The sequence below is a fragment of the Rubrimonas cliftonensis genome (genome assembly GCF_900107585.1).
Taxonomy (GTDB): Bacteria; Pseudomonadota; Alphaproteobacteria; order Rhodobacterales; family Rhodobacteraceae; genus Rubrimonas; species Rubrimonas cliftonensis.
Map to the genome: position 1 here is coordinate 45,991 of NZ_FNQM01000001.1, position 21,369 is coordinate 67,359.

The 21,369-nt window shown below is 75.4% G+C and carries 15 protein-coding genes; 8 read left to right on the forward strand and 7 right to left on the reverse strand.

Annotated elements, in window-relative coordinates:
- Positions 1–8: 8 nt before the first annotated feature.
- The 3 genes from BLW43_RS00210 to BLW43_RS00220 are packed head-to-tail and all read right to left on the reverse strand — an operon-like array spanning position 9 to position 5,403.
- Positions 9–1,784: an OmpA family protein gene (locus BLW43_RS00210; RefSeq protein WP_093247486.1), complete on the reverse strand. Its 1,776-nt coding sequence runs from the start codon at positions 1,782–1,784 to the stop codon at positions 9–11.
- Positions 1,781–3,388, reverse strand: coding sequence for a hypothetical protein (locus BLW43_RS00215; RefSeq protein WP_093247487.1), 1,608 nt, complete (start codon positions 3,386–3,388; stop codon positions 1,781–1,783). Before BLW43_RS00215 ends, BLW43_RS00210 begins: the two co-directional genes overlap by 4 nt.
- The gene (locus BLW43_RS00220) at positions 3,385–5,403 is read right to left on the reverse strand and encodes a type IV secretory system conjugative DNA transfer family protein (RefSeq protein ID WP_093247488.1); all 2,019 of its coding nucleotides are present in this window, start codon (positions 5,401–5,403) and stop codon (positions 3,385–3,387) included. Before BLW43_RS00220 ends, BLW43_RS00215 begins: the two co-directional genes overlap by 4 nt.
- Positions 5,404–5,553: 150 nt before the next feature.
- Here BLW43_RS00220 and BLW43_RS00225 point away from each other — a divergent pair, with 150 nt between their 5' ends.
- On the forward strand, positions 5,554–5,874 hold the full coding sequence (locus BLW43_RS00225) for a hypothetical protein (RefSeq protein ID WP_139283939.1): 321 nt from the start codon (positions 5,554–5,556) through the stop codon (positions 5,872–5,874).
- An 809-nt stretch (positions 5,875–6,683) separates the two neighbouring features.
- Here the strand turns inward: BLW43_RS00225 and BLW43_RS00230 are convergent.
- The 4 genes from BLW43_RS00230 to BLW43_RS00245 form a co-directional block, all read right to left on the reverse strand.
- Positions 6,684–9,845, reverse strand: coding sequence for an efflux RND transporter permease subunit (locus tag BLW43_RS00230; protein ID WP_093247490.1), 3,162 nt, complete (start codon positions 9,843–9,845; stop codon positions 6,684–6,686).
- Positions 9,842–11,143: an efflux RND transporter periplasmic adaptor subunit gene (locus BLW43_RS00235; RefSeq protein WP_093247491.1), complete on the reverse strand. Its 1,302-nt coding sequence runs from the start codon at positions 11,141–11,143 to the stop codon at positions 9,842–9,844. Before BLW43_RS00235 ends, BLW43_RS00230 begins: the two co-directional genes overlap by 4 nt.
- Before the next feature lie 37 nt (positions 11,144–11,180).
- On the reverse strand, positions 11,181–11,927 hold the full coding sequence (locus BLW43_RS00240) for an SDR family oxidoreductase (protein WP_093247492.1): 747 nt from the start codon (positions 11,925–11,927) through the stop codon (positions 11,181–11,183).
- Positions 11,928–11,996: 69 nt separating this feature from the next.
- On the reverse strand, positions 11,997–12,185 hold the full coding sequence (locus tag BLW43_RS00245; RefSeq protein WP_093247493.1) for a DUF1674 domain-containing protein: 189 nt from the start codon (positions 12,183–12,185) through the stop codon (positions 11,997–11,999).
- Positions 12,186–12,223: 38 nt separating this feature from the next.
- On the opposite strand from BLW43_RS00245, the gene htpX reads away from it, so the two are divergent.
- The 7 genes from htpX to BLW43_RS00280 all read left to right on the forward strand — a co-directional run bounded on the left by htpX (position 12,224) and on the right by BLW43_RS00280 (position 21,314).
- Positions 12,224–13,192 (forward strand): zinc metalloprotease HtpX, encoded by a 969-nt coding sequence (gene htpX / locus BLW43_RS00250; protein ID WP_093247494.1) that lies wholly within the window; start codon positions 12,224–12,226, stop codon positions 13,190–13,192.
- On the forward strand, positions 13,189–14,520 hold the full coding sequence (locus BLW43_RS00255; RefSeq protein WP_093248104.1) for a transcription antitermination factor NusB: 1,332 nt from the start codon (positions 13,189–13,191) through the stop codon (positions 14,518–14,520). Before htpX ends, BLW43_RS00255 begins: the two co-directional genes overlap by 4 nt.
- A 108-nt stretch (positions 14,521–14,628) precedes the next feature.
- Positions 14,629–16,380, forward strand: coding sequence for a heparinase II/III domain-containing protein (locus BLW43_RS00260; protein ID WP_093247495.1), 1,752 nt, complete (start codon positions 14,629–14,631; stop codon positions 16,378–16,380).
- Positions 16,381–16,552: 172 nt separating this feature from the next.
- Positions 16,553–18,160, forward strand: coding sequence for a bifunctional phosphoribosylaminoimidazolecarboxamide formyltransferase/IMP cyclohydrolase (gene purH, locus BLW43_RS00265; RefSeq protein WP_093248106.1), 1,608 nt, complete (start codon positions 16,553–16,555; stop codon positions 18,158–18,160).
- A gap of 74 nt (positions 18,161–18,234) precedes the next feature.
- Positions 18,235–19,428: a D-alanyl-D-alanine carboxypeptidase family protein gene (locus BLW43_RS00270; protein WP_093248109.1), complete on the forward strand. Its 1,194-nt coding sequence runs from the start codon at positions 18,235–18,237 to the stop codon at positions 19,426–19,428.
- Between the two features lie 84 nt (positions 19,429–19,512).
- Positions 19,513–20,193 (forward strand): dTMP kinase, encoded by a 681-nt coding sequence (gene tmk, locus BLW43_RS00275; protein ID WP_093247496.1) that lies wholly within the window; start codon positions 19,513–19,515, stop codon positions 20,191–20,193.
- Entirely contained in the window at positions 20,190–21,314 is a 1,125-nt protein-coding gene (locus BLW43_RS00280) for a DNA polymerase III subunit delta' (protein ID WP_093247497.1), read from the forward strand. Before tmk ends, BLW43_RS00280 begins: the two co-directional genes overlap by 4 nt.
- The last annotated feature ends 55 nt before the right edge of the window (positions 21,315–21,369 follow it).

A 21,369-nucleotide genomic window follows, 5' to 3' on the forward strand; every position in this document is an offset into this window, starting at 1 on the left:
CGGCGCGCCTAGCCGCAGTCGGGGGGAGCCGAGGCGCGCGATCCCTCCCCCGAGAGCAATGCGTCGCGGTTGATCGTGGCGCGGAACACCACCCGACGCGAGCGCGGCGCGTCCTCGATGCCGGTCGCGGGGTCGAGGATCGGCCGCGACGACGAATGCCCGACCGCGACGAGGCGACTGCGCGCCCATCGCCCGAGCGCGGTGTCGCCGGTGAAGGCGAGACATGCCTCCAGCACCGCATAGGCGCGGCGTTGCGACAGGTCCAGATTCAACCGGTACGCCGTCGCTCCGTCGGGAGCGCCCTCCCACTCCGAGGACGCATGTCCCTCGATCCGCGCCTCGTCGATCACGTCTCCGACGCGGCACAACGCGCTGAGCCACGGCGTGCAGAGGTCGCGCAGCAGCGCCGACTGCGCCGGGCCCACGGCGGCCTCCTGCGATGCGAACGCGGTCGCCTCGCCGAAGGTGATCGCGCCGGTGGCGCGGTCAATGGCGCCGCCTCCGGCCGCGACGGTCGCGCCGACGGCCGCCTCGACTTCGGCGACGACGTCGCGCCGCGCGGCGGAGAGCGCCGCCTCCAGCCGGCTCTGCGCCGTTTCTCCCGCGCGCACGGCGTTCTCCACCCGCTCTGCGCCGAACTCCAGCGCCAGCCGGTGGAGCGCGAGCGTCTCGCCGAGCGTTCCGGCCCCGGCCGCCGCCAGCGCCGTCTCGCGCGTGGCGCGGTCCATGGCCGCTCCCGCCGCCAGCCATTCCAGCGCCGCGTCCTCTCCGGCGGCGTCGACGAGCGCTTCGAGCAGCCTGCCGGCCTCGGCCTCGCGCTGCGTGTCTTCCCGCGCAAGAAGCGCCGCTGCGCGGTTCAGCGCGTCGGGTCTGGCGAGCGCTTCGAGCAGGGCGGGCGGCGTCCGATCGAGCTGCTCCACGATGCGCGCCGCGGGGCCCGGCGGCGCGAGCGCGGCCCCGCCGGCAAGCGCGCGCGCCGTCTGGGCGAGCTGCGCGCCGCCGCCGGGCAGAACCTGTGCGCCCGCGATCGCGTCGAGGATGTCGGGGTCCGCCGCCGTCGCGGCGCCGGCCTTCAGCCAGTCCAGCGCGGCCTCGGGACCGGCGGCGGCGATCAGCGCGCCGAGCAGCGGCTGGATGCGATCGCGTCCGACGGTCGCCTCTGTCGCCAGTCCTTCGGCGGCGCGGAGCAGGGCGTCCGGCTCCGAAAGACGGTCGAGCGCCCAGGCGGGGACGTCGGCGAGCTTTCGGGCGATTTCCGCGGCAGGCCCGGGCGGCGTGACCGCGGCGCCCTCGGACAGGGCCTGCGCCACGCGCGCCAGCTCCGCCACCCCGCCCTTCGGCAGGCCCGACGCAGCCTTCAGCAGCGCCAGCGCATCGGGGTCGGCGACGATCCGTTCGCCGCGCTGCGGAGAATACAGCGCGGCCCCCGACCGCAGGCGCTCCAGAGCGTCGGCCGCCGCCTCCGCTCCAACCGCGCCAAGCCACGCGTTCAGCGCCTCGAATGTTCCGCGATCGAGTGGGCTCGCAAGCGCCGCGGCGAGCCTGCCGTCGCGCGCCGCCTGCGCGACGGCTTCGCGCGCCGCCGGCGCCAGCGCCGCCAGCGGGTCGTCGCCGCTGCGCGCGCGTTCGGCCTCGAGCGCCTGCTCCGCGCTCAGCTTGCCCTTCTCCGAGATCGCGACGACGAGCAGGAGGACGAAGACCGCCAGCATGAAGACTTCGGCGATGGCGAGACCGAGGACGACGCCGCGCTCCGGGCCGCGGCGAAGGGAGGACGCGCCGATCATCCTGCGCTCCCGCCGGCGTTGCGCAGTCGGTGCGCCAGCTTGTCGGCCTCCATCACCGCGTCGCCCCAGGCGGATCGCGCGCCCTCGGTTTCGTCGAGCACCGCCTCGATCTGCTCCCGCGCCGCAATGAAGCTCGCCGCGCCCCCGTCGAGAACCCTGGCGAGCCCCTCGACGGCTGCGCGCAGCGATCCCACCTCCGCCGTGAGCGCCTGCGAAGCCTCCGCCGAGGAGGCGTCCACGCGCCGCCCGGCCGCCCCGATCGCGTCGACCGCGGCGGCGAGACGCTCCTCGAAGGCGCGGCCCTGCCGCTGAGCCGCGTCGCCGAAGGTCGTCGTCGCCGTGACGAGGCGCTCGTGCGCCTGGGTCGCGCCGTCCGCCAGGCGTGTCGCGTCGGCCGCCATGGCGTCCGCGCGCGTGGCGAGCTTCGCGGCGACTTCGGCTGCGCCGGCGCCGAGCGCGTCGAACTCCGCGAGCACGCGGCGCATCGCCTCGCCATGGCCGGCCGCGGCCGCTCCGAGACCGTTCTCGAGCGAACGCGCCACCTCCTGCGCCCTCGCTTCGACGCCGGCCAGCAGCGCGGCGAGGCCGTCGCGGGAGGCGGCCATCGCGGCCGTCAGTTCGGCGGCCGCCGCGGCGAGCCTTTCGGCGCTGGCCTCCGCCGCCTCGGCCACCGCGGCGTGGTGGGCGTCGGCGTGGCGCCTCGCGGCGTCGACGAGCGCCGCCTCGGCGGCGTCGCGCGTCCGCCCCGCCGCCGTCGCCTGCGCCTGCGCCGCCGCGTCGACGCCCGCGACGAGCCGCGCCGAAGCCTGCGCCAGCGCCGTCTCCACCTTTTCGGCGCCGGCGGCGAACCGCTCAGCCGCTCCCGACAGCGACGCGTCGAGCCTTCGCATGAGCGCATCGGATCCGGCCGCCGCCTGTGAGCGCCCGGCCTCGGCGGCCTCTGCGCCGCGACGCTCCATGTCCGCGATCATCGCCGACAGGACGCGGCCGACCTCCTCGGCGATCGCCGTCGCACGGGCGGACGCATCGGCCTGCGCCGCCTCGCCGGCGGCGGAGACGCGCTCGGCCACGACCCTCCGGATCGCGGCGTCGAGGCCTTCGAGATTGGCGGCCACCTTCTCGCCGGCCATGCGCGCGGCTTCGGCCGCGGCCCGCGCCTCATCCGCGACATCCGACAGCGAAACGGCCGGATCCTGCGAGTCCGCGCCCTGATTTATGGTCGCGCGCAGCAGGACCCCGGTGATCGTGGACGCCAGCGCCACGCCGAAGCCGACGATGATGCCTCCGACGGAGCCGACCATCGCACCGTCCGCGCCGACCGATTGCAGCAGCGTCAGGGCCAGGCTGACCAGCGTGAACAGGAACCCCAGATAGTAGCAGTTGTCGCCAATCGCCTCGACGCCGCCGCGACGTCCCTTCGCGGCGAGGCTCGCCGCAGCGTAGCCCACGATGACCAGCGCCGGCCAAACCCAGATGATCCACGGGCTTGCGTCCGCAAACCTGAGGGCGAGGATGCCGGCTCCGCCGGCTGTCGCTGCGATGAGGAACCAGCCGGGACCGGAGCGCAGGACATTCGGCCGCCGCGACGAAGCGCGCGCCGTCATGCTTCGAGCCGTCTTTCCAGGACGCGATAGCCGGCTTCGACAAGCCGGATCGCCTTTGGGTCGGCTCCATGACCCTGCAACAGCGCCGCGCGCGCGCCGTCCAGCGCGGTGCGGTCATACTCCGGACCAAGCGCGAACATCGCCAGCGCGTTGGTCTCCGAGCGGGTGAGCGCGACCCGAGCGCCGCCGGGCGGCCGCGGCGCGGTCGCCACGGGAGTGGCGGGCGCCGCGGCCATGGTCGGCCTCAGTCTTGGCGCCGGCGCCGCGGGCGGCGCGGAAGTCCTTGTGCGCACGGGGCCCGCCCTCCCGGGCGAAAGGCGCCGCATCAGGGCGCGCGCGGCGCGCCGGAGCGGCCGTTCGCGATGATCGCCGTCGGGCGTGTAATAGTAGACCGGCAGTTCCCTGAAGTAGGGACTTGTCTTTAGCTTGAGCGCGCGCTTGCCGAACCGGGTGACGATCACGTTGCAGGTGTCGGGATCAAGGTATCGCTTGATCTGATCGGCGGTCAGCACTTCCGTCTCGACGCCGGACCCCGTGGCGCGGCCCAGGGTCTCGGCCAGCTGCTGCGCCGTCTCGTCGTCGTTGGTCGCCATCCAGTACACGGCGTCGGCGTTGCCAAGCCAGTTTCGCCACGTCTTGGGATAGACGTCGCTCAGGGCCGACAGCGTCTGGGCCACGCCGAGGAACTGCACGCCATAGCTGCGCAGCACCGCCGGCCCCTTGTCCAGCTTCTCGATGGCGCCGAGGCTCGGAAGCTCGTCGATGGCGAAGAAGCACTTGGGCTTCAGATCGCCGGGGACGCTCTCGAAGATCGCGAGCGACATCACCGTGAGCAGCCGGAACCAGTCCGACAGCTCACCGTTCACCGACCCGGTCGGCGCGCATACGAACACGTCCTGCCGCCCGAGCTTGAGGTCGTGCAGGCTGAAGGTCGAGTGGGCGGAGATCGCGCGGACGAGATCGTTGTCATAGACCGACAGCGCCACCTTCAGACCGGCCATCACGTCCCCCGCCGACCGCGCGTCGGAGAAGACGGACGCCGCGGAGGCGATCGCGGCGTACCGGGTGTTGCGCGCCATCTCCTGCAGGAGGAACTGGAAACCCTGTTGCGGCGTCACCGACTTTCCGGTCGCCCGGCGCATGTCCTCCGCCAGTCCGGCGTTGACGAGCTGGTGGACGCGCAGCATCGTCCGCATCGGCGGCGGATCCTCGGTCAGCACATAGAGCACGAGCCCCGAGAGGAACTTGCGGGCGGCGCGCGGAAAATAGGGCTGTCGCCCCTCGATGCGTATGAGGCCCTCGGCAAGCTTGTCGGCGTAGCGCACCGCGGCGAGCGGCCCCTCGCGCGCGATGGCCGTCTCGATCTCGGTGAGCGGGTTCCAGCAGTCGCTGATCTGGTTCGGCACGATGCCGTAGGGGTCCAGCACGGCGATGGACTTGCCGAGGCCGATCACGCCGTCGCCGCCGCCGCCGCGGCGCGCGCGCAGCGTCTCGGCCATCTTGCCCTTGGGGTCGATCACGAACGCGTTGCCCGGGTGCAGCGCCAGCATCGTTGTCAGGAACGAGGTCTTTCCGCCGCCCGTCCCGGCCAGCATGAACAGATGCCGCTCCAGCCGCTGGCCCACGGGCTGCGCGAAGCCGACGCCGGCGATCGACAGCCTGCCCAGCAGGACGTCGCCTGGCCGGAACACCAGGCAGAGCTTAGTCAGCGTTCCGGCGAACCCCCCCGTCGGGGCTCCGGCGCTGCGCCACTCGTTGTCGATGTAGGCGCGAAGCCGGAGGTATGCAGACGCCAGCGCGCGCCACGGCAGCCACAACCACAGATGATGCGCCGCCGGGTTCCACAGCCCCAGCCGCCGCGCCGCCGTGGCGTAGGCCGCATGCGAAGCGGCGATCGCCCCAAGGAAGGCGGCCAGAGCGGCGACGCCGAGGGCGGGCTGCCCGCCGGAAATGGTCGGACCTGCGAGCGCCGCGAAGCCCCCCAGCCGCAGGAAATGCGTGACGGATCGTGCCACATTCGCTCCATCGGCGCAGCGCCGGCCATGGGACGGCCCACTGGCGACAAATTTAGACGCATAGGCCGTTTCATGCTAGATTCTTCGGGATTTTCGTCATTTGTCGTCAAGGTCGCGGGCCATGGCTTCGCGACGGCGAAGGAGGTCGTCATGGGCGACAAGGGCCTGCAGAGCTTCGACGGCTCGACGAACGGCTACAAGAAGGATGGTCGCGGCACATGGCGCGACACCGGGGACCACTCGATCCGCCACAGCGTCGATCTGGCCGAAGACGGCTCGATCCGGGAGCACGTTGTCCACACCGACAAGACGACCGGATTTCGCGACAAGCGAGGTGAGGTATATACCTCGGACATGCTGCAATCGGGCGATGGCGACGCCGAAAGCCGCGAGGAGAGGATGCGGCGGTTTCTCGAAGGGTCGGACCAGCAGGAGCCTGCCCTGCGGCAGGAGCGAGACATCGACCTCTGACCGCGGCAGGACCGCACGACCGCCTGCAGCCTTCACGGACTGCAGACCGTTCGCCTGGCCAATCCCCGCGTGACGGCGGCGCCGGCGCTCACAGTCGAGATGCGCGGCGGCGTCCGCCTAGCGTCGGGGGCGACGCGGATGCTCCAACCCGCCAGGCTCGAAACCGTGATCGAAGCGCTCTCGTGCGAGCGGACGGCCTCTCGGGCGGAGACAATCGCGAAGACGCCGCGTTCTACAGCCGCCGTGATGACCGCCCCGGCGCGGCGGAGCTTGTCGCGGGTCGGCGTCAGCAGTTGGCATGCGTCCCTCGGACCGGACAGTTTTCTGCGTGCGGCTCGACCGGCCCGGCCCTTTCCCGCGGAAAAGGCCGACGTCGAGACGCCACCGCAAGCCGCTTGCGGCGCGTGGATCCGAGAACTCGGGTCGTGGCCGGGGCGGAGGCCGGCGCGTTCGATGACGATGTCGCTGAAGTCGGGTCGGAAGGGCGCGAAGGTCAGGCGGCTGGTGACGCAGCATGATCTCAATCCGCGCCGATGGCGGCGCTTTGCGAGAACCATCGACGGCGACCATGGCGGACCGATCCATCCGCTGGTCGCCCGGGGGCGCCGGGATTCATGCGCCCGATCACCTGCGGGTCGGCGACATCGCCTTAGCAGCCGTCGCAGCCGGCTTCCTCCGTGTCGCGCGGGAGGCTGACAGCGGCCCGGAGGCGCTTCGCCCGACCCTTGGCGCGTGCGGCCGGCGCGGGCCGCGGGGGAGGCGGCCGTTCGCTGGAGCTGCGCCAGAAAAGGACTTTCGGCCGAAGCGCCTCACGCCGCCGCCCGCGCCCGCATCCTGCGCGCCCGCGCCAGCGCGCGCGGCAGGCGACGCGTCGAGCGCCACAGCGCCGCAAGGTCACCCTGCGCGGCGAGCAGCGCGGGGGTCACGACCAGCACCAGGACCATCCCGAAGCCGAGGCCGAATGCCAGCGTGATCACGGTGGGCTTGAGGAACTGCGCCTGGGTCGAGGTCTCGAACAGCATCGGCGCCAGCCCCGCCACCGTCGTCGCCGTGGTCAGGAACACCGCCCGCAGGCGGTCGCAGCCGGCCTCCACCAATGCGGGCGCGAGGCCTCGCCGCGCGGCGTGCTCGTCGGCGGCGCGCACCAGCACGATGCTGTCGTTGATGACGATGCCCGCCATTCCCAGAAGCCCCACCACCGAGAACATCGAGAGCGGCGCGCCCATCAAGTGATGGCCCCAGAGCACGCCGATCAGCCCGAGCGGGATCGCGATGAGCACCGGCAGCGGGCGCGACCATGAGCCGAACGCCCAGGCCAGCGTGGCGTAGATCCCCGCGAGGCAGGCGAGGAACCCGACGCGCGCGTCCGCCAGGAACCGCTGCTCCTGCTCGCGCAGCCCGCCCACGCGCCAGTCCACCGCGAAGCGCGCGGCGATGTCGGGCATGATGCGGCCCTCGATCTCGGCGACGGCGGCCGCGGCGGCGGCGGGGTCGGTCCCGTCGATCTCGCCGGAGACGGTGAGCACCGGGTAGCCGTCGCGCCGCGTGATCGTCGCGAAGCCGGACCCGCGCGAGACGGCGGCGATGTCGCCGAGCGCAGCCCAGCCGCCGTCGGGCGCCCGCAGCGCCGCGCGGTCGATGAAGTCGGCGGTCCGCTCGGCGTCGGCGAGGCGGACCGTCACGGTCGCCGTGCGGCCCTCGATCGGGAACTCGGCGGCCTCGATCCCGGTCAGGCGCGCGCGCAGGGCGGCGCCGAGGCTCTCGGCGTCGAAGCCGAGCGCGGCGCCGCGCGGCGTCGTCCCGATGGTCAGCTCCTCCCTGTCGAAGGGCAGGTCGTCCTCCACGGCGGAGACGGGTTCGAGCCGCGCGAGCGCGGCCTTGAGGGCCTCCGCGGCGGCCTTCAGCACGCGCGGGTCGTCGCCCACGAGGTCGATGGAGAGCGCGTCCCCGCCCGGCCCGGCGGCGTCGCCGCGCCCTGCTACGGTCTCGGTCAGCGGATGCGGCCTGATCTCCTCCCGCCACGCCCGCAGGAAGGCGGACACGGTCCAGTCGCGGCGTTCGGGCTCGACCACCTCGATCGAGACCCCGCCGAGCAGTTCGGCGTCCCTGCCTTCGGCGCCGGCGAGCCCGCGTCCGGCCGAGCCGCCCGAGACGCCGAGCGCGAAGACCACCGGGGGCGCCCCGTCAGCCGTGGCGAAGCGGGGCGAGACCGCCTCCAGCGCCCGCAGCGTCTCAGCCAGCATCGCCTCGGTGTCGCCGCGCCCGGCGGTCGGCAGCATGGCGAAGTCGAGCGAGCCTGAACTGCGCTCCGGCGCGTCGAAGAAGCGCCAGCTCACCGCGCCCGAGGTCAGCAGGGTGGCGCTGGCCATGAGCAGCGCCGCGGCGCCGCCGATCACGACCCAGCGCCAGCGCACCGCGGCGGTGAGCAGGGGCCGGAACAGCCGCTCGCGCGCGCGCCGGAAGCCGCGGTCGACCAGCCGCGCCGGCGCGTCCGCCCAGCCGCCGCGCCGACCGCCCGCGAGCGCCTGGCGCATGTGCCCGGGCAGGATCAGGAAGCACTCGATCAGGCTGGCGACAAGCACCATCGTCACCGTCAGCGGGATGGCCAGGATGAGCGAGCCGAAGCGCCCGCCGATCGCCACCAGCCCCAGAAACGCAATGACCGTCGTCAGCGAGGCGGCGAAGACGGGCATGAGCATCCGCTCCGCCGCCGCCTGCGCCGCCGCCTCGGGCGCCATGCCGCGGGCGCCGAGGTGGTCGGCGTGCTCGGCGACCACGATGGCGTCGTCCACCACGACGCCGAGGCACAGGATCAGCGCGAAAAGCGAGATCATGTTGAGCGTCAGCCCCGCCGCCCACATCAGGGCCAGCGCCGCCGCCACTGCCACGGGGATGCCGAACGCCACCCACAGCGCGGCGCGGGCGGAGAGGAACAGGAAGAGCAGCCCCAGCACGAGCGCCAGCCCGATGGCGCCGTTCCAGATCAGCAGGTCGAGCCGGTCGGTGATCGCCTGCGCGCGCGTCCTTGTCAGCGCGATCTCGACGCCCGCCGGCAGGTCTTGCCGCAGGGCGTCCGCCGCGCGGGCGACGGCGTTCTGGATCGCCACGGCGTCGCCGTCCTCGCCGCGGTCGACGGCGAGGATCACCGCCGGCGCTCCGCCGACGCCGTAGGACGCGCCGTCGCCGTCCGCGTCGAGGCGGACGTCGGCGAGGTCGCGCACGGCCAGCGCGCCGCCGCCCGGCTCGCGGCGCAGGGCGATGGCGGCGACGGCCTCGGCGCTGCGCGCGTCGGCCCCGGCTCGGACCCGCGCGCCGCCCTCGCCGACCTCGCCGGCCGGCGTCGCGGAGGCGGCCTCGCGGATGCGGGCGGCGATCTCCTGCAGCTCGATGTCGTGGCGGACGAGGTCGATCTCGCGCGCGGCGACGACGATCTCCGGCTCCGGCGCGCCGCGCAGCGCGACGCGGGTGACGCCGGCGGCGTAGAGTCGGGCCTGAAGCTCCTGGGCGAGCCGCACGAGGGTCTCGCGGTCCACCGGCCCCCAAAGCGCCACGTCGGTCACGCGGTCGCGGAAGGTGGTCTGGCGCACCTGCGGCCGCTCCGCCGAGTCCGGCAGGCCGCCGCTCTCGGCGGAGACGACGCCGAGGGCGTCGCTGAACGCGCGCGCCATGTCGTGCCCGGGCTCGAAGCTGACCCCGATCGAGGCGGCGCCTTCGGTCGAGCGGGCGGAGACGCCCTCGACGCCCTCCATCGCGCGCAGGGCCGGCTCCAGCCGCGCGGTGATCTGTCGGTCGACGTCCTCCGGGCTCGCGCCCGGCCATGCGACGTCGACCCGGATCTGCTCGATCACGATGTCGGGGAAGAACTGCTGGCGCAGCGAGCCGGCTGCCCAGAAGCCCGCCAGCAACATCAGCGCCGCCACGAGCCCCGCGGCGGTGCGGTGGCGGATGAAATAGGAGATCAACCCGCTCATCCGCGCGCGTCCTCCGGCGCGGCGGAGAGCGGCCCCGGCGGCTCGGCCGCGCCCTCGCCGGGGCGCACGAGAACGCCCGGCGCCAGCTGCGGCGCGCGGGCGGCCACATAGCGCGCGCCGTCCTCCAGCCCCGAAACGATCAGCCTGTCGCCCTCGCGCCGCAGGATCGTCGCCACGACCTCCCGCAGCCGACCGATCTCGTCGACCAGCAGGATGCGCCCGTCCTCGGTCGCGGCGGCGGCGGGCAGGACGGCGACGCGCTCCAGCGCCGGCTCGCGGATCTCGGCGGTCACGAAGTCTCCGGGCCGCAGGACGGCGCCGGGTCCGGGCTCGAGCCGCGCGAAGACGGTGCGGCCGGCGCCCTCCACCGTGGGTCCGGGCCGGTCGAGCCAGCCTTCGACCGTCAGCGCGGCGCCGCCGAGCGAGAGGCTCGCCGCGACCGGCGCCTGACGGAGCCTGCCGCCGTCGTCCAGCAGCCGCCCGAAGGCGGCGCCGCTGAGGCGCAGCTCGGCCTCCAGCGCCGAGGGGTCGATGAGCCGCGCGACGGTCTGGTTCGCGCTGAGCACGTCGCCCACGGCGACGTCCGCCTCGCCGATCACCCCGTCGAAGGGCGCGACCAGGGTCGTGTCGGCGAGGCGGCGCTCGGCCTCCTCCAGCGCGAGCGCGGCCCGCTCGGCGGCGATCCTGGCGCGCGCGACGGAGAGCCGCGCCGTGGTCTCGGCCTGCGCAAAGCCCGCCAGCGCCTGCTCCGCCGCGGCGAGCGCCAGTTCGGCCTCCTCAAGCGCGGCGCCCGAGGCGAAGCCCTGCCCGGTGAGGTTCTCGCGCCGGTCGCGCGCGGCGGCGCGCAGGGCGACCTGGCGCCGCGCGGCCCGCAGTTCCGCCGCCGCCGCCGTCTCCGCCGCGGCGGCCTCCTCGGCGTCGGCCTCGGCCTCGCGCAGGGCGAGGCGGCCCTCGGCCACGGCGGCCATGTAGTCGGCGGGGTCGATGCGGGCGAGTTCGGCGCCGGCGCGCACGGCGGCGCCGTCGCGCAGACTGTCGGAGAGCGAGACGACCCGGCCGCTGACCGCGGGCCTGATCTGCGCCGTGCGCCAGCTCCGGATGCGCCCCCAGGCGGTCGTCACCGGCGTGACGCGGCCCAGCGAGACCTTGCCGATCGCCGCGGCGTAGCTGCGCTCGGCGCGCTCGGCGCTCTCGGGCGGGGCGTCCTCGCGCAGCGATCGCATCAGGCCGAGCGCGCCCGCGCCGACCAGCAGGGCGGCGATGATCAGTCCGGCCAGCGCGCGCGCGATGGTCCTCAAGCCCGTCTCCCGCCCTCTGTTGCGCCCTTCGCGCCACCTAGACGCAGCGGCCGCCGTCCACCTCGAGCACCACGCCGGTGAGCAGGGACGCCTCGTCGGACGCCAGATAGGTCGCCGCCGCCGCGATGTCCTGCGGGCGCGACATCCGGCCCAGCGGAATCGACGCGACGAAGCGGGCGCGGTTCTCCGGCGTGTCGGGGGCGCCCATGAAGTCCTCCAGCATCGCCGTCTCGCCGATCACCGGCGCGATGGCGCAGACGCGGATGCGATCCGGCGCCAACTCCACCGCCATCGACTTCGCGAGCAGGTTCGCCGCGGCCTTGGAGCCGTTGTACCATGTCAGTCCCGGCCTGGGGCGAATGCCGGCGGTCGAGCCGACGGTCAGGATCACGCCGCCGCCCTGAGCGCGCATCAGCGGCACGACCGCCTGCGCCATCAGGTAGATCGCCTTGACGTTGACGGCGAAAACGCGGTCGAACTCGGCCTCGGTCACGTCGAGCATCGGCTTGTTGCGATGGGTCCAGCCGGCGTTGTTCACGACGACGTCGAGCCCGCCGAAGGCCGTCGCCGCTTCGTCCACCGCCGCCTTGAGCGCCGCGCCGTCGGTCACGTCGCAGGGCAGGGCGAGGGCGCCCGGAATGGCCGCCGCGACCGCGCGGGCGCCTTCGGCGTTGAGGTCGAGCACGGCGACCCGCGCGCCCTCGCGCGCGAAACTCTCGGCGATGCCCCGCCCGAACCCTGACGCCGCTCCGGTCACGAGCGCGCGTTTTCCCTCCAGCCTCATGGCTTCTCCCCCCTTGCGTTGTTTTGTCCATCGAGGGGGCGGGGGCGCCGGCGCGATGTCAAGCGCGGCTCAGAAGTCGCAGGCGACGCCGTCCTTCTCCCAGTCGCCGAAGCGCGTCGGCTCGGGGCCGTCGCGTCCGCCCAGTTCGGCGGGCCGCGCCTCCGTCGCCTCGGCGGCGCGGCGGGCCTTCGCTTCGGCGAGCGCGCGCGCCGCCGCCTCGGCGATGCGGCGCTCTTTGCTGTCGGTGGCGTCGTCCATATATTCGGCTCCGTCAGATGACATGGGAGATATGGGCCATGGGCGCGGTCAAGACCATGATGCTGCTCGCCGCGATGACGGCGCTGTTTCTCGGCGCAGGCTTTCTGATCGGCGGGGCGACCGGTGCGCTGATCGCGCTCGTCTTCGCGCTCGCCACCAACGCCTACGCCTGGTGGAACAGCGACAAGCTGGCGCTGCGGATGCACAACGCCCAGCCGGTCACGCGGATGGGCGCGCCGGATCTCTACGGGATGGTCGAGCGGCTGGCGGGGCGCGCGGGCCTGCCCATGCCGGCGGTCTACGTGATCCAGACCGAACAGCCGAACGCCTTCGCCACGGGCCGCAACCCCGAGAACGCCGCCGTCGCCGTCACCACCGGCCTTATGCGGACGCTCGACCGCGACGAGCTGGCGGGCGTCATCGCCCATGAGCTCGCCCATATCCGCAACCGCGACACGCTGATCATGACGGTCGCCGCCACGGTGGCCGGCGCGATCTCGATGCTGGCGCAGTTCGGCATGTTCTTCGGCGCGTCCTCCAGCGGCGAGAACCGCAACCCGCTGGGGATGATCGGCGTGCTGCTCGGCGTGTTCCTCGCGCCCATCGCGGCGCTGCTGATCCAGATGGCCATCAGCCGCACGAGGGAGTATTCGGCGGACGCCGCGGGCGCGGAGATCAGCGGGCAGCCGCTGGCGCTGGCCTCGGCGCTGGCGAAGATTTCAGGGATGGCGGGGCGGATGGAGATGCGGTCGGCGGAACGGAACCCGGCCTCGGCCCATCTGTTCATCGTGAACCCGCTGTCGGGGCGGCGCTTCGACAGCCTGTTCGCGACGCACCCGGCGGCTGAGAACCGCATCGCCGCGCTGCGCGAGATGGCGGGCGGCGGCGCGGGCCGGTCTTCGGGCGGCGCAGGGCCCTCGGGCGGCGCGCCGTGGGGGCGCGGGCCAAGCGGGTCGGTCGCGCCGCGCGTCCCGCGGGCGCCGCGCGCCGGCGGCCGCCGGTTGTGAGCGACGTCCACGGCCTCGCCCCCCGCCGCGCCGCGCTGCGTCTCGTCTCCCATGTGCTCGACGACGGGCGCAGCCTCGACGCCGCGAAGGCCGACGCCGGCCTCGCCGCGCTGACCGGGCCCGAGCGGGCGCGGGCGGGCGATCTCGCCGCCGCGGTGCTGCGCTGGCTCGGCCCGGTGGATGCGCTGCTGGCGGAGCTGATGCGCGCGCCGATCGAGGCCAAGGCCCGCGCGGCGCGCGACGCGCTGCGGCTGGCGGTGGCCGAGGTCGGCGCGCTCGGCGTCGCGCCCCACGCCGCGGTGGACGCGGCGGTGCGGCTGACGAAGGAGGAGCGGCGCTCCGCCAAGCTCTCGGGTCTCGTCAACGCGGTGGCGCGGCGGGCGACCGAGGCCGCGCCCGTGCGCCTCTCCGGCGCCGAGGCGGCGAAGGCGGCCACGCCGGCCTGGCTGCGCCGCAGGCTGGTGAAGGCCTACGGGGCCGCGACGACCGACGCCATGGCCGCGGCGCAGCTGAAGGCGGCGCCGCTCGACCTCACGCCGCGCGACCGCGCCGAGACCGCGCGCTGGGCCGAGGCGCTCGGCGCGGAGATCCTGCCCACGGGCACGCTTCGGCTGGGTGAGGGCGCCCAGATCACCGCCGCGCCAGGCTATGCGGAGGGCGCCTGGTGGGCGCAGGACGCCGCCGCGGCGTTGCCGGCGCGGCTGTTCGGCCCGCTCGCGGGTCGGCGCGCGCTCGATCTCTGCGCCGCGCCGGGCGGCAAGACGATGCAGCTCGCCGCGATGGGCGCCGAGGTCACGGCGCTCGACATGTCCGCCCAGCGGTTGGAGCGGCTGCGGGAGAACCTCGCGCGCACCGGGCTCCGGGCGGAGGTCGTCGCCGCCGACGCGCGGGAGTGGCGGCCCGAGGCGCCCTTCGACGCGGTGCTGCTCGACGCGCCCTGCACGGGTGTCGGCACCCTGCGCCGCCATCCCGACATCGCGCATCTGCGTCGCGAGAGCGACGTCGCGCAGATGGCGGCGCTGCAGGACGCGCTGCTCGACGCCGCGTGGAGCATGGTCGCGCCCGGCGGCTCGCTGGTGTTCTGCACCTGCTCGCTGCTGCCGGAGGAGGGCGAGGCCCGCGCCCGCGGCTTCGCCGCCCGCACGCCCGACGCCAGGCCGACGCCCGCGACGGCGGAGGCGCTGGCCGCTCGGCCCGAGGACGTCGAGGTCTGCGGGCCGCTCGTCGACCGCCGCGGCTGGCTGCGCTGCCGGCCCGACCTCTGGCCCGATCTCCGGCCCGGCGGGCTGGACGGCTTCTTCGCGGCGCGGTTCGACAAGCCGGCGTGAGGATCGCGCCGCAAGGCCCCGGCGCCGCGCGCCTTTTGCGACCCGCAGGCGTGACATGGGCCGCCGCCCGCTCCATGCTGCCGCGGCAGCAGGCTGAGCAGGGCGGGAATGTCGCAGGCCGTTGAAGTCTTTCGCGCGCTCGGCGCCCTGGCGGGGCGGCGTCTGCGCCGCTGGGGCGACCGCTGGTCGGCCTGGATGGCGGCGCGGCGCGCGCGGCCTGCGGCGCCCACCGGCGGCGCCCTCGATCCGCTGGAGACCGGAGACCCCGAGCGCGCGCGGCTGCTGGCGCGCGAGGCGGCGCTCTTTCGCGGCGCGGCGCCCGCGGCGGGCGCCGTCTCGCCCTTCTCGGCGCGCGCGCCGTCGCCGGAATGGTCGCGGGAACTCGCCGACTTCGGGTGGCTCGACGACGCGCTGGCGGGGGTCCGGCGCGACCGGGCGAGCCTGCGCGGCTGGGTCTACGACTGGCTGAAGCGCGGCGGCGGCGGGGCGGACGTGTGGCGGGCCGACGTCGCCGGGCGCCGGCTCGGCGCGCTCGCCTGCGCGTGGCCGGCGCTGCGCGCGGGGGCGACCCCGGAGCAGGCGCGGCGCCTCGCGCTGTCGCTCGACGCCCATGTCGCGCATGTCGCGCGGCGGATGCGCGCCGCGCCACATGGGCTCGGCCGGCTCGAGGCCGCTGCGGGGCTCGTCGCCGGCGCCGCCGCGATCGACGGACGCGACAGGGAGCTGCGCGCCGGCCTGCGCGCCCTCGGCGCCGCGGCGGAGGCTCTGATCGACGGCGACGGCGGGCTGGAGACCCGCAACCCCGCCGATCTCGCCCGCGCCGTCGCGCTGCTGGGCTGGGTGGCGGAAATCGCCGGGCGGCGCGGCGAGGCCTTCGAACCCCATGCCGCCGGCGCGCTGGCGCGGGCGGCGCCGGCGCTGCGCGCCGTGGTGCTGGGCGACGGCGGCCTCGCGCGGTTCCACGGCGCCGGCCCGGCGGCGGACGCGCTGGCCGACCCCGCGCTCGCCCGCGCCGCCGCCGCCCCGGCCCATGGCGCGCGCGGCCTGCGCCGGGACGCCGCGATGGGCTTCGCGCGCCTTTCGGCGGGGCGCGCGGCGCTTATCGTCGACGCCGGTCCGCCGCCGCCCACGGGCGTGGCGGGGGCCAGCGCGCTGGCGCTGGAGTTCGCCGTCGGTCGGGAGCGGGTGTTCGGCGCCATCGGCCCCGGCGCCGCCTTCGGCGCGGCCTGGGCGGCGGCGGCGCGCGCCACGGCGGCGCATTCCGCCGTGGAGGTGGCGGACGTCTCGTCCTCGCGGCTCGGCCCCGCCGGTTTCGCCGCGCGCGTCCGCGGACGCCGCTTCAGGGCGCCGCCGCCGACCGTTTCGGTGGAGCGCGCCCGCGACGAGATCGGCCAGTGGCTGCGCGGCGAGCACGACGGCTACCTCGCCCGCTTCGGGGCGGTCGTCTCGCGGCGGCTGCTGCTGGCCCATGACGGGCGCGACCTGCGCGGCGAGGACACGCTCTCCTGTCCCGACGCCGCCGCCCGCCGCCGCTTCGACGCGGCGGCGCGCAGGGCCGGCGGCGCGCTGCCCTTCCTCGTGCGCTTCCACCTCGCGCCGGAGGTCTCGGCGCGCCTGGAGGGCGGCGCGGTCGTGGTCGTCGCGCCGTCGGGGGCGGAGTGGCGCCTGCGCGCCGCCGGCGCCGGGCTGAGGCTGGAGGAGAGCGCGTCGCTCGACGACCGCACCGCGCGGCGACGCGAGTCGACGCAGATCGTGCTGGCCGGCGCGGCGCGGGACTACTGGGGCCGCGTCGCCTGGGCGCTGGAGCAGACGGCCCCTGAACCGGCCCGCCGCCGGCGCCCCGCCGCAGCGCAGGCCTGAGGCCGCAGAGGGTTCCAGCCGCGCGGCCGCGCGCGGGGGGGGCTGGGCGCGAGACGGCGGCGCGGCCCCGGCGCGAGCCCGCGCCGCCCGCGCCCATTGCGCAACGCCCCGCCCAGGGGCTAAGGCGCTGCCCATCGGCGAAGGCGGCGCGGGCGGTGAGGCGATGAACGGCATGGCGGGCGAGGGCGGGGACGCGGGGGCTCAGGAAGGCGTGGTCGCGGTGCGCCGCGCGCTGATCTCGGTCTCCGACAAGACCGGCGTGGTCGCCTTCGCGCAGGCGCTCGCCGCGCGCGGGGCGGAGATCGTCTCGACCGGCGGCACGGCGGCGGCGCTGCGCGAGGCGGGGCTCGCGGTGCGCGAGGTGGCCGACGTCACCGGCTCGCCGGAGATGATGAACGGGCGCGTCAAGACGCTGCATCCGCGCATCCATGGCGGCCTGCTCGCCCGGCGCGACGACGCCGCCCACATGGCCGCGCTGGCCGAGCACGCCATTCCCGCGATCGACCTGCTGGCCGTCTCGCTCTATCCGTTCGAGGCGACCGTCGCGCGCGGGGCCTCTCCGGAGGACTGCGTCGAGAACATCGACATCGGCGGCCCGGCGATGCTGCGCGCCGCGGCGAAGAACTTCGCGGGCGTCGCCGTCGCCTCCGACCCCGAGGACTACGCCGCCATCCTCGCCGACATCGCCGCCGTCGGCGGGGTGGGCGTGGGTCTGCGCCGGCGCCTCGCCGCCCAGACCTTCGCGCGCGTGGCCGCCTACGACGCGGCGGTGTCGGCATGGATGGCGGAGCAGGCGGGGCTTGAGACGCCGCGCTGGCGCGCCGCCGCGGGACGCCTGCGCCAACCCCTGCGCTACGGCGAGAACCCCCACCAGCGCGCGGCCTTCTATGTGGATGGCGCCGCGCGGCCCGGCGTCGCCGCGGCGCGGCAGGTCCAGGGCAAGGAGATGAGCTACAACAACATCGCCGACACCGACGCCGCCTTCGAGGCGGTTGCGGAGCTCGGCGGCGACCGGCCCGCCTGCATTGTCGTCAAGCACGCCAACCCCTGCGGCGCCGCCCTCGGCGACACGCTGGCGGAGGCCTACGGCCGCGCCTTCGACTGCGACCGCGTGTCGGCCTTCGGCGGCGTCGTCGCCGTCAACCGCCCGCTCGACACCGCCGCCGCCGAGGCGATCACCGGCGTATTCACCGAGGTCGTGATCGCGCCGGGCGCCGACGCTGCGGCGCTCGCGGTCTTCTCGCAGAAGGCCAACCTGCGCCTGCTGCTGACAGAGGCGATGCCGGACCCCGCCGAGGACGGCCTCGCCTGGCGGCAGGTCTCCGGCGGCTGGCTCGCACAGTCGCGCGACGCGCGGCTGTTGGAGGAGATGAAGGTCGTCACCGCGCGCGCGCCGAGCGTGGCGGAACTCGCCGACCTGCGCTTCGCCTGGGCCGTCGCCAAGCATGTGAAGTCCAACGCCGTCGTCTATGCGAAAGGGCAGGCGACCGTCGGCGTCGGCGCCGGGCAGATGAGCCGGGTGGACAGCGCCCGCATCGCCGCGCGCAAGGCCGCCGACATGGCCGCCGCGCTCGACCTGCCCGAGACGCCGACGAAGGGCGCCGCCGTCGCCTCGGACGCGTTCTTTCCCTTCGCCGACGGGCTTGAGGCGCTGGCGGAGGCGGGCGCGACCGCCGTCATCCAGCCGGGCGGCGCCATGCGCGACGCGGAGGTGATCGCCGCGGCGGACCGGCTGGGCCTCGCCATGGTCTTCACCGGCCTGCGCCACTTCCGCCACTGAAGGTTGCGGCATTGAAATTCGGTGCGCGCCGGGGGATGCTCGCGCCCGCATCCATCATCGGAAGGTTCGCCGCCATGCCCCGGCTGATCGCGCTCTTGTCCGCCGCCTCCCTCATGGCGGGGGTCGCCGCCGGCCCGGCCGCGGCGCTCGACACGCCCGCCCGCGCGGCGATCGTCGTCGACATGACCTCCGGCGCGGTGCTGATGGAGAAGGACGCCGACGAGCCGCTGCCGCCGGCCTCCATGTCCAAGCTCATGACCATGAACATGGTGTTCGAGGCGCTGGCGGAGGGCCGCCTCTCGCTCGACGACCGCATGCCGGTCAGCGAGAAGGCCTGGGCCAAGGGCGGCAGCAAGATGTTCGTCAATGTCGGAGACCGCATCCGTGTGGGAGACCTCATCCAGGGCGTCACCGTGCAGTCGGGCAACGACGCCTGCATCGTGCTGGCCGAAGGGCTGGCGGGCACCGAGGAGGCCTTCGCCGAGCGCATGAACGCGCGGGCGAAGGAGATCGGGCTGACCCACTCCCACTTCGTCAACGCCACCGGTTGGCCGGACGAGGGCCACGTCATGAGCGTGCGCGACCTCGCGACCCTCGCCGAGCGCATCGTCGAGGAGTTCCCCGAGCAGCATCGCTATTTCTCCGTGCGCGAGTTCACCTGGGAGGGGATCACCCAGCAGAACCGCAACCCGCTGCTCTACCTCGACATCGGGGCCACCGGCATGAAGACCGGCCACACCGAGGACGCCGGCTACGGCCTCGTCGCCACTGTCGAGCGCGAGGGCCGCAAGGTCGTCGTGGTGATCGCGGGGCTAGAGAGCGCCGGCGCAAGGCGCGTCGAGGCGGAGAAGCTCGTCGCCTGGGCCTATCGCGAGTTCCGCACCGGGGCGCTCTACCGCGCCGGCGAGATGGTCGCGCAGGCCGACGTCTGGATCGGCGCGGCGGACGCCGTGGGCCTAGCGCCCGCGCGCGACATCGTGGTGACGGCGCCGGCGGCGGACGCTGAAGGGCTGACGGCGCGCGTGCGCTACGAAGGCCCGGTCGCGGCGCCGATCACCAAGGGCGACGTCATCGCAGAACTGGTGGTCGAGACGCCGGGCGTCGGCGCGGTGAGCCATCCGCTCGTCGCCACCGAGGACGTGCCGGCGGGCGGCGTGCTGGCGCGGGTGACGGCGGCGGCGCGGCTGGCGCTTTCGGCGGCGCTGGGCGCCGCCGGGCTCGACGAGGTCAGCGTCGGGGACATCGGCCTTGGCGCCGTCGGCCTGTGAGCGTGCGCCCATGACGTCCGCGCCCATGACGTCCGCGCCCATGCCGTCCGCGCCAGTGACGCCTGCACGAGCGACGCCGGCGCGATGAGCGCGCCGGCGGGCGCCGACGCGACGCCTCTCCTCACGGGCCGGCTCGTCACGCTGGAGGGCGTCGACGGCGCCGGCAAGTCCACCCAGGCGCGGCTGCTGGCCGAGGCGCTGCGCGCCGCAGGCGCGACGGTGACGCTGACTCGCGAACCCGGCGGCGCGCCGGGCGCGGAGGCGATCCGCCGGCTTCTGGTGGAGGGCGAGCCGGGCCGCTGGTCCGCGCTGACCGAAGTGCTGCTGTTCACCGCCGCGCGTCGGGACCACCTCGAACGCACGCTGGCGCCCGCGCTGGCGGCCGGCAATGTCGTGATCTGCGACCGCTTCGTGGACAGCACCCGCGCCTATCAGAGCGCCGGCCGCGGCGAGGGCGCGACCGCCCCGCGCGAAACCGTCGACGCGCTGCACCGGCTCTGCATCGGGCGCGACCCGGATCTGACGCTGGTGCTCGACCTCGACCCCGCCGAGGCCGCCGCCCGCGACGGCGCCGCCAAGGGCGCCGAGACGCGCTTCGAAGCGTTCGGCGGCGCGTTCCAGACCCGCCTGCGCGCGGCGTTCCGGGCCATCGCGGAAGCCGAGCCCGCGCGCTGCGCGCTGGTCGACGCCGCCGGGGCGCCAGACGCCGTGGCCCGGCGGCTGCGCGCAGTCGTCTTCGCCCGTCTCGGGATCGCCGGGCCGTGAGCCGCGCCCCGACACGCGGCGCCGGTGGCGCAGACGCCGCGCAGGAGCCTGCGCCGGATCAGGTCGAGGGCGCGCCGCACCCGCGCGAGACGGCGGGCCTGCACGGGCAGGAGGCCGCCGAGCGCGCGTTCCTTGCAGCGTGGGCGGGCGGCCGCCTGCACCACGCCTGGCTCCTGCGCGGGCCGCGCGGCGTGGGCAAGGCGACGCTGGCCTACCGCCTCGCCCGCGCGCTGCTGGTCCATGGCGACGCGGCGCCGGAGACGCTCGACATCGACCCGCAACGCCCTGTCGCCCGGCGCGTCGCGGCGGGCTCCGAGCCGCGCCTCAAGACCCTGCGCCGCAGCGCCGACAAGTCCGGGAAGCTGCGCACGCAGCTGACGGTGGACGTGGTGCGCGACGCGCGCGCCTTCTTCGGGCTGACGGCGGCTGACGGCGGCTGGCGCGTCGCGATCGTCGATCCGGCCGACGAGATGAACCCCAGCGCCGCCAACGCGCTGCTGAAGATCCTTGAGGAGCCGCCGCAACGCGCCATGCTGCTGCTGGTCTCCCACGCGCCGGGGCGTCTTCTGCCGACGATCCGCTCGCGCTGCCGCACGCTCGACCTCGGGCCGCTGGACGGGGAGGCTTTTGCGAAGGCGCTGGCGGAGGCCGGCGCGGCTGAGGCGGCGCCGCCGGCGCTCGGCGTGCTCGCCGGCGGTTCGCCGGGCGAGGCGCTGCGGCTCGCGGCGGAGGACGGCCCGGCCCTCTATGCGCGGCTCGCCCGGCTGATGGCGGGCGCGCCGGGGCTGGACCGCGCGGCGCTGATCGCGCTGGCCGACGCCGCCGCGGGCCGCGCGGCGGCGGCGCGCTATGCGATGACGCTGGAGCTGACCGGGACGCTGCTGCGCCGGCTGGCGCGCGCCGGCGCGCTCGGCCACGGCCCGGAGGCGGCGCCGGGCGAGGCCGCGCTCGCCGCGCGGCTGGCGCCGGACGCGGCGCGCGCGCGGCTGTGGGCGGAGATGGCGGCGGAGACGGCGGCGAAGGCCGACCGGGCGCGGCTGGTCAACCTTGACCCTGCCGGCGTGATCCTCGATATCTGGCTCGCGATCGACGCGGCGGCGGGTCGCGCCATCGCGGCGTGACGGCGCGCGCCGCGCCCTCGGCCGCGCCCCAAGCGCCTGACCCGCCGGAGCCTAC